This is a genomic window from Alishewanella sp. WH16-1 (genome assembly GCF_001441695.1).
Lineage (GTDB): Bacteria > Pseudomonadota > Gammaproteobacteria > Enterobacterales > Alteromonadaceae > Alishewanella > Alishewanella agri.
Window position 1 is genome coordinate 23975 of sequence record NZ_LCWL01000076.1, and the last position, 12331, is coordinate 36305.

General features: G+C 47.9%; 10 protein-coding genes. 2 read left to right on the plus strand and 8 right to left on the minus strand.

What is annotated here, in order from left to right:
• The first annotated feature begins 124 nt into the window (after nucleotides 1-124).
• Complete coding sequence (locus tag AAY72_RS06780) at nucleotides 125-1450, plus strand: Na+/H+ antiporter NhaC family protein (RefSeq protein WP_057786283.1); 1326 nt, start codon at nucleotides 125-127, stop codon at nucleotides 1448-1450.
• On the opposite strand, the gene AAY72_RS06785 is transcribed toward AAY72_RS06780, so the two are convergent.
• The 6 genes from AAY72_RS06785 to dnaK all read right to left on the minus strand — a co-directional run bounded on the left by AAY72_RS06785 (nucleotide 1428) and on the right by dnaK (nucleotide 8403).
• Nucleotides 1428-2534: a nucleotidyltransferase family protein gene (locus AAY72_RS06785; RefSeq protein WP_057786285.1), complete on the minus strand. Its 1107-nt coding sequence runs from the start codon at nucleotides 2532-2534 to the stop codon at nucleotides 1428-1430. The two genes, AAY72_RS06780 and AAY72_RS06785, sit on opposite strands and share 23 nt — an antisense overlap.
• The gene (locus AAY72_RS06790) at nucleotides 2524-3393 is read right to left on the minus strand and encodes an HprK-related kinase A (RefSeq protein WP_057786287.1); all 870 of its coding nucleotides are present in this window, start codon (nucleotides 3391-3393) and stop codon (nucleotides 2524-2526) included. Before AAY72_RS06790 ends, AAY72_RS06785 begins: the two co-directional genes overlap by 11 nt.
• A 247-nt stretch (nucleotides 3394-3640) precedes the next feature.
• A complete protein-coding gene (locus AAY72_RS06795) occupies nucleotides 3641-4243 on the minus strand; it encodes a hypothetical protein (protein WP_057786289.1) in 603 nt (200 codons plus the stop codon).
• 142 nt (nucleotides 4244-4385) lie between these two features.
• Nucleotides 4386-5189: a M48 family metallopeptidase gene (locus AAY72_RS06800; protein ID WP_057786290.1), complete on the minus strand. Its 804-nt coding sequence runs from the start codon at nucleotides 5187-5189 to the stop codon at nucleotides 4386-4388.
• A gap of 107 nt (nucleotides 5190-5296) precedes the next feature.
• Nucleotides 5297-6436, minus strand: a complete 1140-nt coding sequence (dnaJ, locus tag AAY72_RS06805; protein ID WP_008985757.1) for a molecular chaperone DnaJ — start codon at nucleotides 6434-6436, stop codon at nucleotides 5297-5299.
• Between the two features lie 62 nt (nucleotides 6437-6498).
• Nucleotides 6499-8403, minus strand: coding sequence for a molecular chaperone DnaK (dnaK, locus tag AAY72_RS06810; protein ID WP_008985756.1), 1905 nt, complete (start codon nucleotides 8401-8403; stop codon nucleotides 6499-6501).
• Nucleotides 8404-8613: 210 nt separating this feature from the next.
• On the opposite strand from dnaK, the gene luxS reads away from it, so the two are divergent.
• Complete coding sequence (gene luxS, locus AAY72_RS06815) at nucleotides 8614-9123, plus strand: S-ribosylhomocysteine lyase (RefSeq protein ID WP_008985755.1); 510 nt, start codon at nucleotides 8614-8616, stop codon at nucleotides 9121-9123.
• A gap of 68 nt (nucleotides 9124-9191) precedes the next feature.
• Here luxS and AAY72_RS16705 read toward each other — a convergent pair whose 3' ends face one another.
• Both AAY72_RS16705 and AAY72_RS06820 read right to left on the minus strand, forming a co-directional pair.
• Nucleotides 9192-9317: a PepSY domain-containing protein gene (locus AAY72_RS16705; RefSeq protein ID WP_156411296.1), complete on the minus strand. Its 126-nt coding sequence runs from the start codon at nucleotides 9315-9317 to the stop codon at nucleotides 9192-9194.
• 106 nt (nucleotides 9318-9423) lie between these two features.
• Entirely contained in the window at nucleotides 9424-12183 is a 2760-nt protein-coding gene (locus AAY72_RS06820) for an FAD-binding and (Fe-S)-binding domain-containing protein (protein ID WP_057786293.1), read from the minus strand.
• Nucleotides 12184-12331: the final 148 nt, after the last annotated feature.

The window sequence follows — 12331 nt, forward strand, 5'->3', positions numbered from 1 at the left end:
CTATGTTAAACAACACAGAGGCAAGCTAACTAAATCATAACCTAAACATGCCTGAATTCACGCCAGATTGACAAGACGTCTGGACATCTATATATTGCGCTGCCATTTTGCTGAGGTTGCTCTAGTGGACACTATCATTACATCCGGCGCGAAGCGCTCATTACTGCCATTACTGTGTTTTGTGCTGCTGTTTTTAGGCAGTGGCCTGTATTTTCAAAGCCAGAATGTCGAGTACGCGTTCTACCAACTGCCTGGTCATGTCGCCATTCTGCCGGCCTTAATACTGGCTGTGTGGCTGCATCGCGCCCCTTTGACGCAATCGATTGACGTTATTATTAAAGGCGCGGGTAATAGCAATATTATTACCATGTGTCTGATCTATTTGCTGGCCGGCGCCTTTGCCAGTGTGGCGACCGCCACTGGTGGCGTCGATGCCGTGGTCAATGCCGGTTTAAGTATTATTCCGCCTGCTTTTATTTTGCCGGGTTTATTTATTATTGCTGCTCTGGTTTCTACCGCGATGGGCACTTCGATGGGGACCATCGGCGCCCTGGCGCCGATAGCCGTGGGTATCGCCAATCAGGCAGAGCTGAACCCTGCTATTGTCGCAGGGGTACTGCTTAGTGGCGCTATGTTCGGTGATAATCTGTCGATTATCTCAGATACCACTATTGCTGCTACCCGCACCCAGGGTGCCAATATGGCTGATAAATTTAAAGAAAATATCAAAATTGCCCTGCCAGCGGCACTGCTAACGATTCTGGCCTATAGTTTACTGACTTCAGATGCCCCGCAAATTAGCACCGAAGCCTATAACTGGACCGGCATTTTACCCTATGCCGCCATTCTGGTACTGGCAGTACTGGGTTTAAATGTGTTTGTGGTACTGCTGCTGGGGATCATATTAGCCGCGCTGCAGGGTAGCTTGCTAGCCGATTACGCGATGAGCAATCTGGGCAAAGATATTGCCACTGGCTTTGCCAATGTACAGGAGATTTTCTTGCTGGCGATGCTGGTTAGCAGCCTGAGTGAGTTTATCCGGCAACAAGGTGGTCTGCAGTGGATCTCAAATCAGATCCAATCCTTTACCGCTAAACTGCGCCTTGCCGGCAATAAGGCCCAGCAACTGGCCATCGCCGCCCTGGCCTTTATCAGCAACCTGTGCATTGCCAATAATACGGTGGCTATAGTATTAACCGGGGATGTTAGCCGCAACCTGGCACAACAACATCAAATCAGCCCACGGCGCAGCGCCAGTTTGCTGGATATCTTTGCCTGTATCAGTCAGGGATTAGTACCCTATGGTGCTCAGGCCTTACTGCTCGGAGCGAGTTTTGGCTTATCGCCTTGGCAGGTCATCACATATAACTATTATTGTTTGATCTTATTGGTGATCGCACTAAGTGTGGTACTACTACGCCGACAAGCTACCCCGGGCGTTTCGGGCTAAATTGGTGTTTGCCAAATAACGCGTCTCGGATTGCACAAAAGGCTTTTACACTCAGGTGCCTTAATAAAATTAATATAGGCATCTTTAACCAATGGCCGCGAATTAAAGCAAAAAAAGCTGCTAATTGATCGAGACGGCTTTGAAACATCGGGTGCTGCGGGGATAACACGCGCAAGAAAATAAAATCTAATAAATATATTCGCCAGCCGTGCGGCTTGTATAGCTCAGTTTTCTGCATTACCCAAGACGGTATTGATGTTGCAAGCAACCCGGATGTATACCTACAAGTAAGCATCAACTCGAACATAAAACCGGTCTTTGCAGCCAGATCCATTAACACTTCCCAGTCAGGGTCTACGAATTGAGAAAACAACAAATGTAAATCGGTTAAATCACGGAAACCATTTTTAAAGTCTTCATTAAAAAACAAATGAATCAAGCTATGCAAAGCCATCGCTGCCGGGCTTAAAACTTGAAAACCTTGCTCAGTGACCTTAACTTGTTGCCAGAAATATTTGATTTCCGGCGCCCGGCCGGAAATCGGTGGGATTAAATTATGATGAACATCTAGAACAGTGCCACGACTGTGATGACGTAACGGCGGAATTTCATGTGTCCAATTGCGGTAATAATGCTGATCATAAGTCGTTAGTGGTTCTGGTAAATATCCAAACAAAGATAAACATCTCTCAACTTCCTCGATACGTTCCTTGGGCACCAAAATATCTAAATCACTAAAAGTTCGTCCAATACCAGCAATGTTATCTATTTGTAGTGCGTAAGCCGCACCCTTCAGAAAAATTGGCTTGATACCTCTCTTTTCTAAAAGCTTACATATAGATTCTGCTTCAGCAGGAACTTGACAATACTGTTTGTCAGCCAAGATCTCACTATTACGCAGATGATGTTTTACATAATTTGGCAGTTTTTGAAAAATACCAGCATTTTTAAATAGGTAGCTGTAGCGAGCTAACAATTGCTGATGTCTAAGACATCTAATGACTGAAACCCATTCAGAGTCTTCTATAACAAGTGCAAGAGATGGTTCTTTGAATAATTCTAATATAAGAATCCTAAGTGGCATCAGATAGTATATCCTGCTGTAAGAATTCGGACACCTTTTCCAAATTATTGTATCGCAATTCGAATGCGGGAACTTCCTCAATAATATCGGTTAAAGTATCAAAACCATCTTTACCTATAACGCCAAAGTTAAAAGCATTCTGTGCCAACTGCATAAAAGCCTGTGTTTGATTTAAATTGTAAATTTCCAGCTGAACATTTGGCGTATACTGAGGGAAAACTATACCAACGATCTTAGCTATTCTGGATGCTCCCTCCCAACTACCCTGAGGTGGTGCTAAATGAATAACATCTCCTTTATGAGTATCCCGAGCAATACTGGAAAAACGGCCATTAGGAAACCACTCTTTTGCAAGTGAAATTGACCTATTTTTCAAACAAATAGGGCGAACGAAAGGCTTGACTAATTTAGTGTAGGGTACTATGAGAGCCATCTCGTCTGATAACAATCGCCAACCATTAAATGCGAGGTAAGTAGTCAAAGTACTTTTCCCAGATCCTGGGGGGGCGGGAAAAATTATAGCTTTATCATCTTTAGCCAAGACAGCGGAATGAATTATCAAATATTGCATTTCATTGCTTGCGACACACCAATTCATTCCCCATTCGAGCATAGCGTATGCCTGTTGTAATTCTAGAGGTTGAAAGGGCTCTTGTTGATCAACAAAAAACCTTGCTTGCTTCCTGAAAAATTGTCTAAGCCCAGAGCTACTATTTATACTCAAAAAGTAGTCTACGTGATTATTTTTATGACCGTGTCCTTGGTTGTATATCATATCTATGTTCGTTGCCACTTGTGCAATATCTGTGGAAACTTCAAAAGTGAACGGAGGCACTGAGATCTTGCGGGTGAATTTCATGTTATCTACAGCGTTTATTCATTAGAGAGTGAAGTAGTTGAGTTACACAAAATTTCAATGTCGTGAATATCGATAACATTAGACGAGTCGAGCCTATCAATTAAGCTCATTAACTTACAATATGAAAGGCGTAAACCAATAGCCTCTCCGGTTTGAGGATTAAACAACACAGTACCAGATTTGTCAGAGAACTGTTTGATAAGAATTTGAGGATTTAGCATCAAGTATCCAGCCCTTGTGCCAAACCCTATTTTCCAAACTCAGCAAACATCATCTTTAGCTCTAACCCAAACCCAGTAGGGTTCAATGTTGCGGACTCATATAAATAGTTAGCCAAATCATCTGCGTTAGTGAAAGTCGGCGAACTACCAATAACCGGGAAAAATATATCTTGATGAGAGCCATGAAAAATAGCATTTAAATAGGTCGCTACCATGAATCGGTTGACCTGCTCTTCACCATGAAATTTTTTATTATTTACTGTTACAACATCTTTAATTGTCAACGTTTCAAGTGTTTTGTTTGTTCCGGAAAGATCTACTGTGGGTAATGGATAACCATGAAATATATCAAAGAACGTTTTATCACCAATTCCGAAACCATCACTCGCTTGCGACCCCTTACCAGCGTTACCAAAAAAACCAGAAGATTTAAGAGAGATTCTTTTACCTCCAGCAAAATCTGAACCATGGCAAGAAGCAACTATGGAATTTAATTGGCATAGATTCTGTGAAGCCCACACTGACTTCGCTGGTAACGAGGCGATAACCAAACCAGCACCAGCCCGAGTTAAAAACTTACGCCGATTTAGTTTGGTGGTGTCTTGTTCTTTCTGGTCATGTCCTTGCATAGCAACTTCCGTAGGTTAACCAATATCGATAATACTAAAATACGATGCAAGTATTGCACCACTATTTTCAAGCCTTTGTTTTGCTTGCTTCTTACAGCCTTAATTATCTGTCTTTATATTAAGACTGTAAAAAAAACTGACATCAAGGCTTGCGGCAAGCTGGCACCGCACCTTGCTGTCTTCGCTGCTGATAGAGTGTAGCAGCTTCTGGCATTTTTTCCTGTAAAGTTCGAATGCGGGTATCCGGCACCGGGTGGCTGGATAAAAACTGTGGCACACCGCCACTGCCTGCCGCTGCCATATTGCGCCATAAGGCAACCGAATCTTCAGGATTAAAACCGGCTTTGGCCATTAATTCCAGACCTATTACATCGGCTTCGGTTTCATGGGTGCGGCTAAAAGGTAAGGCTACGCCTACCTGAGCACCCAGCCCCAGCGCCGCCATTAACTCTTGCTGATAACGCACACCATAAGCTTTAGTGCCAGCATCACCAAGAGCTAAGGCAAGCTGTAAAAACTGATTGGTTGATAAGCGTTCATTGCTATGCCCGGCCATAACGTGGCCAATTTCATGGCCTACTACAGCTGCCAGCTGGGCAGGCGTTTCTGCAATTTTTATCAGGCCGGTATAAACGCCCATCTTGCCACCAGGCAAGGCAAAGGCATTTACCTGCTCGCTATCAAATACTACGATTTCCCAGTTGTATTGCTGGTATTCATCTGGTGTCACTTTTAATAAAGCATTGGCGACACACTGCACATAACGGTTAGTCGCCGGATTGCTACTAATCTTTTGCTCCGCCTTCATTTGCTCGAAAGTCTGGGCGCCCATAGTATTCAATTGCTTGTTATCAAATAGCATCACCTGCTTGCGGCCGGTAGGAGACTCGGCACAAGAACCAAGCAACAGCGCGCATACCGCAGTAACCAGAATTTTCTTTAACATAAGCAGTCCGTTGGAAAAATAACACTGTGGCTTAAGTGTACCTTTTAAGCATAAAAAAACCACCCAAAACGGGTGGTTTCTGTGATTTCATTGTTTAAACCGTCAAACTAGCTGGTTAGATCGTCAAAGAATTTTTTCACACCATCGAAAAAGCCTTTTGACTTCGGCCGGTGTGTGGCTTCGCCTTCGCCGGTCATACTTTCATCCAGTTGGCGCAGCAGCTCTTTTTGCCGCTCTGATAGCTTAACCGGGGTTTCAATCACCACCTTACACACCAGATCACCGACACCGCCGCCACGCACCGACTGTACGCCCTTGCCACGCAAGCGGAACATCTTGTCAGTTTGCGTTTCTGCCGGGATCTTCAGCTTAACGCGGCCATCCAGCGTTGGCACATCAATCTCGCCACCTAAGGCGGCGGTAGCGAAGCTCATCGGCACTTCACAGTACAGATTATTGCCATCACGTTGGAAGATCGGGTGCGCTTTTACTGACACCTGGACATAGAGATCACCCGCAGGTGCACCATGCATGCCGGCTTCACCTTCGCCAGATAAGCGAATGCGATCCCCAGTATCAACACCGGCAGGGATCTTAACCGACAGCGTTTTGGTCTTTTCTACGCGACCTTCACCATGACACTTGCTGCAGGGATCCGGAATAATTTTGCCACGTCCAGAACAGGTAGGACAGGTTTGCTGTACCGCAAAAAAGCCCTGACGCATCGTAACCTGACCGGCACCGTTACAGGTTGGACAGCTCTTGGCTGAAGTGCCTTTTTTGGCGCCTGAACCATCACAACTGTCACAGCTGACCATGGTCGGTACTTTAATATCGACCGATTTACCTTTAACCGCTTCTTCCAGCGACAACTCCAGGTTGTAGCGCAGGTCAGCGCCTCGTTGCGAGCGCGAACCACCACCGCGGCGGCCACCACCAAAGATATCGCCGAACACATCGCCAAAGATATCGCCAAAGTCGGCACCACCGGCGCCACCAAAACCACCGGCACCACGATTCGGATCTACTCCGGCATGGCCGTAACGGTCGTAGGCTGCCCGCTTCTGCTCGTCAGACAAAACTTCATAGGCTTCCTGTACTTCTTTAAACTTCTCTTCCATATCTTTATCACCCTGGGTACGATCCGGGTGAAATTTCATGGCGAGGCGTTTATAAGCCTTTTTGATGTCTTTATCATCGGCGCCTTTAGCGACACCTAGTACTTCATAATAGTCACGCTTGGACATAGATCTGTGCTTATTTCTCAGTTAACGGCTGCAGCCAAAGCTGCAGCCTGTTTTAGCGTTAATTACTTTTTGTCGTCTTTAACTTCTTCGAATTCCGCATCGACTACGTCGTCAGCGCCACCGGCTTGCTGGCCAGCGTCACCGGCCTGGCCTTTCGCCTGTTGGGCTTCCATCAGTTTCTGAGAAGCCTGGATCAGCGCCTGAGTTTTGGCTTCGATCTCTGACTTATCATTACCCTTGATGGCTTTTTCCAGCTCGCCAATTGCGGTCTCGATAGCTTCTTTGTCGTTAGCGGCTAAAGCTGAACCGACTTCTTCGATTTGCTTGCGAGTGGCATGAACCATGGCATCGGCCTGGTTACGCGCCTGAACCAGCTCTTCGAACTTTTTATCTTCTTCAGCATGCGCTTCAGCGTCACGCACCATTTTCTGGATTTCTTCTTCGCTTAAGCCAGAAGAGGCTTTGATAGTGATCTTCTGCTCTTTGCCAGTATCTTTGTCTTTAGCAGATACATGCAGAATACCATCGGCATCCAGATCGAAGGTTACTTCGATTTGTGGCTCGCCGCGGCGGCCTGGGCGAATACCTTCTAAGTTAAACTGGCCTAATGACTTATTGTCAGAGGCACGTTTACGCTCACCCTGCAGTACGTGAATAGTTACTGCAGACTGGTTATCATCAGCCGTTGAGAACACCTGAGACTTCTTAGTCGGGATAGTGGTGTTCTTCTCAATCAGCGTGGTCATCACGCTACCCATGGTTTCGATACCCAGTGACAGAGGTGTAACGTCTAACAGTAAAACGTCTTTCACATCACCAGATAATACCGCACCCTGAATAGCCGCACCCACAGCTACCGCTTCATCCGGGTTCACGTCTTTACGTGGTTCTTTACCAAAGAAAGCCGTTACCGCTTCCTGAACTTTTGGCATCCGCGTCTGACCACCAACCAAAATAATCTCGTTGATGTCACTTACGCTTAAGTCAGCATCAGCCAGCGCTTTTTTCAGCGGCTCTAAAGTACGCTGCACTAAATCGTCGACCAGTGATTCCAGCTTAGCACGGGTTAATTTGATGTTCAGGTGTTTCGGACCTGTGGCATCAGCCGTGATATAAGGCAGGTTCACTTCCGTTTGTGACGCAGAAGACAGTTCAATTTTGGCTTTTTCACCGGCTTCTTTTAAACGCTGCATCGCCAGCGGATCGTTACGCAGGTCAATGCCTTGCTCTTTCTTAAATTCTTCAACCAGATAGTTGATCACGCGGTTATCGAAGTCTTCACCACCTAAGTGCGTATCACCATTGGTTGCCAACACTTCAAAGGTTTGCTCGCCATCAACATCATCAATTTCAATAATAGAAATATCGAAAGTACCACCACCCAGGTCATATACCGCAACCTTGGTATCGCCTTTCTTCTTATCCATACCATAAGCCAGTGCCGCAGCAGTTGGCTCGTTGATAATACGTTTCACATCTAAACCAGCAATCCGGCCGGCGTCTTTAGTCGCCTGACGCTGAGCATCGTTAAAGTATGCCGGTACTGTGATAACCGCCGCAGTTACTGGCTCGCCCAGATAATCCTCAGCCGTTTTCTTCATCTTTTTCAGCACTTCCGCTGAAATTTGCGGCGCGGCTAATTTTTTGCCTTTAACTTCTACCCAGGCATCACCATTATCGGCTTTAACAATTTGGAATGGCATGATTTTGATATCACGCTGCACTTCTTCGTCTTCAAAACGACGACCAATTAAGCGCTTGATAGCAAATAAGGTATTTTTTGGGTTAGTCACCGCCTGACGCTTGGCTGGCTGACCCACTAACACTTCGCCATCTTCGGTGTAAGCAATAATGGAAGGCGTGGTCCGTGTACCTTCGGCATTTTCCAGCACTTTTGGCTTGTCACCATCCAAAATAGCCACACAAGAGTTGGTTGTACCTAAGTCAATACCAATAATTCTACCCATAACATCTCTCCACTTATATTCTGAACAATGAAACATTGCGATGACCGATTAGTGGGGATTAGCCCTGATCTATTCAAGGTTATCAAAAGTAAAATTTTAGCTTTTGATGCATTTTGTGTTGTTTATAGCCGTCATGGTCAAAAGCGGTTAACTTTCCGCTGCCGCCAGCGCTATAATCAAACCATCTCTAAGTTGCTTACAGGATTTGCTATGCCATTACTCGATAGTTTTACTGTTGACCATACCATTATGAAAGCGCCGGCCGTGCGCATTGCTAAAAAGATGACTACGCCCAAAGGCGATGCCATTACCGTATTTGATCTACGTTTTTGCGTGCCAAATGAAGAAATTCTGTCTGAAAAAGGCATTCACACGCTGGAGCATCTGTTCGCCGGTTTTATGCGTGACCACTTAAATGGCCAGGATGTGGAAATTATTGATATTTCGCCTATGGGCTGCCGTACCGGCTTTTATATGAGCCTGATTGGTACACCGGATGAACAACGGGTAGCTAAAGCCTGGCAGGCGGCGATGGATGATGTGTTAAAAGTTGCCAGTCAGAATGATATTCCGGAACTGAATATTTATCAGTGTGGCACCGCGCAAATGCACTCGCTGGATGAAGCGAAACAGATCGCGCAGAACATTTTAACGCGCGGTGTAGGTGTGAACAGAAACGACGAGCTGGCGTTACCCGCCGAAGTATTGCAAAAACTGTAACCACTAAAACTTAAGGTTGGCGGTGATTACCGCCAACCCCCGCAACGCAAAAGTGGATTAAGAGTGGATTAATCATCCCGATCGCGTAATACCTTGCCGGTACGCGGATCAACCTGTAACTCACGCTTATCTGCGCCACGGTAGGCATCGATTTCCCAAACACCATCATCAAACTCAATACTGAACCAGAGCAATTTCTGGTTACGGCTCTGATATCTTTATCAGCTTCGACATGTAATACCCGCATAAACTCCGCCTGGTTCAAATTCATCTGAATTGAGATTGCCACATGTACCGTAATTAGTCACTTTGTGTATCAAGTAAATACAGTAAATGCTGATACTCGACGCCACTATGCCGGCTTAAGCCAATTTCACAGGTACGGCTGCTGGATACCCCCCGTGAGCACTTACTTACCTGCCGTGCTAAATCAGACAATGCTGACGCATTAAGCTCTGGCAAGAAAAAGCCTTTGTCACCGGCAAAACCACAGCAGCTGATGCCCTCGGGGATTACCAGCTGTTCGGTGCAGGCGGCGGCCAGTTCAGTCAGCTTGCGGCCCTGCCCCAACTGCTGCGCGCTGCAACTGATATGCAGCGCCAGTGGCGCGGCCTGTTTATTCAGCTTTAGCTTAGGTAGGACTTTTTCATAGATAAAATCAATACTATCAAACAGCTGTAAGCTCGGATCCAAGGCTTGACGCAAAGTTAAGCTGCAGGGGCTGCTATCGCAGAACACCGCAATCTTGCCCTGCTCACTGTGCTGCATTAACCACTGAGCCAATTGTTGCTGCAGCTGTTTGGCGGCAGCGAATTGCCCCTTGGACTGAAACGGCATGCCACAGCATTGCTGCGCCAGCTTTGGCGGCTGAAATAACTGATAACCGTCTTTTTGTAGTAAGTTGGCACTTACCTCAGCCAAACTGCGCGAATCCTGACTGTGCTGCTGCGGCCCCATTACCCGGCCGCTGCAGCTGCCAAAATACAATACCGGTATTAAGCCTGACTCCAGATCCGGCTTATCCGGCAACTGAAAGGCGCGGGCCGCTGTTGGCATTGCCTGATGCCAGAGTGGCATGGCCGCGCCTAACATACGGGCGCCGAGCTGGCCGATGTTAAGCGCGGTGCGGCCAAGGCTGCTAATCACACTAAACTTACTGGCGGCAAAGTTAGCCAGCCCCTGAAAACGCTGATTGGCACGGGCACGCAGTTGCCTTGTCAGATCGCCGGTATTAATGCCCACCGGACAGGCCGTGCTACACAGGCCACAGGCGGCGCAGGTATCAGTGCCGGCATACTGATAGGCTTGCTGCAGCGCGGCTAAGCGCGCGCTATCCTCACCGCTTTGCTGCAGTTGTGAGATTTCTCGCTGTGCTACGATACGCTGGCGCGGCGTTAACGTTAGCTTACGCGAGGGACAAACTGGCTCACAAAAGCCACATTCAATACATTTATCGACCAAAGGATCCGCCGCCGGCAACGCTTTTAAATGCTTCAGATGCAGCTGACTATCGCGGCTAAGCACCACCTCAGGGTTAAGGATATGCTGCGGATCCAATAGCTGTTTAATCCGCCACATCAGCTGATAAGCCTCAGTACCCCACTCCAGCTCGACAAAGGGTGCCATATTACGGCCGGTGCCATGCTCGGCCTTTAATGCGCCACCAAATTCTACTGCCACCCGCTGCGCCACCTCTCGCATAAAGTCGGCATAACGCTGGATCTCGGCGGCGCTGTTAAAACTCTGGGTAAACACAAAATGCAGATTGCCCTCCAGCGCATGCCCGAAAATAATGGCCTCATGATAACCAAAATGGTCAAACAGCTGCTGCAAGGCTAATACCCCCTCTGCCAGCCGTGGCAGTGGGAAGGTGACATCTTCAATGATCACCGTGGTGCCGGTTTCGCGTACCGCGCCGACCGCCGGAAAAGTGCCTTTGCGGATCGCCCATAATTGCTCACAGACTGCCGGCTCGCGGGTAAAATCCACTTTTTGTTCCAGCTCAAAGGCCGCCAGTTGCTGCTGTATTTGTGCCAACTGGCGTTCCAGCTGCGGCACTGTGGCGGCGCGACTCTCAATTAACAGCGCCGCAGCCCCCTCTGACAAGGTCGCCACCCAGGCCGGCAAGCCGGCTTTATGTTGCACCGAGCGTAAACTACGCCGGTCCAGCAGCTCAACAGCCGCCACCGGCGTGTCTTTTAGCAAGGTTACCGCCTGACAGCAGCTGGCAATATCCGGGAACACATAGAGTGCGCTGGCTTTATGCGGATGTTCCGGCACCGTCTGGTAGGTAACACTGCTAATAAAGCCGAGGCAGCCTTCTGATCCCACCATTAAGTGGCTTAGGATATCGATAGGATCGCTAAACTCCGTCAGAGCATTTAGCGAAAAGCCCATGGTATTTTTTAAGCGGTATTTATGGCGGATCTTGGCCAGCAGTTCGGGATTGTCACAGGTTTGCCGGGCAAGGGCGCTAAGCTCGGCTAACAGTGACGCATGGGACTGCCGAAAGGCCGCGACACTTGCTGTATCTTCCGTATCCAACACCGTGCCGTCAGCGAGCACCAAACGCATACCATGCAGAGTATTAAAGCTGTTTTGCGCGGTACCACAGCACATGCCGCTGGCATTATTGGCGACGATGCCGCCAATTTTGCAGCTGTTAATCGATGCCGGATCCGGGCCAATCTTGCGGCCATAGGGCGCCAGCCATTGATTTGCCTGCGCGCCTATCACCCCGGGCGCAAGCCGGATCCGCTCACCAAGCTCAAAAATCTGATATTGCTGCCAGTTTTCGCCCAGCACCAACAACACCGAATCCGTCACCGCCTGACCGGATAAACTGGTGCCCGCCGCACGAAAGGTTAGCGGTACCTGATACTGACCTGCCAGCTTTAATAAAGCGATGACTTCCTGTTCGCTTTCAACCCTTAGTACCAACTTAGGTGTTAACCGATAAAAACTGGCATCGGTGCCAAAGGCCAGCGTGCTCAGCGGATCATCGAAATAGCGCTCAGCGGGAATTAGTTGTTGTACGGCGTGCAGAAACTGCGGCTGCATATCAACCTCAAAGTATGGCGGCTGGTAAGCAGCAAAGATCGCGCTGCTGCCAACGGTTACAGGCTTGGCAGCAGCTTAATCGGTTCGGCGGCAATTAGCAAAACTGCCCTTAGCACCATGTAAAAAAAACGCCCGGCATTAACCGGGC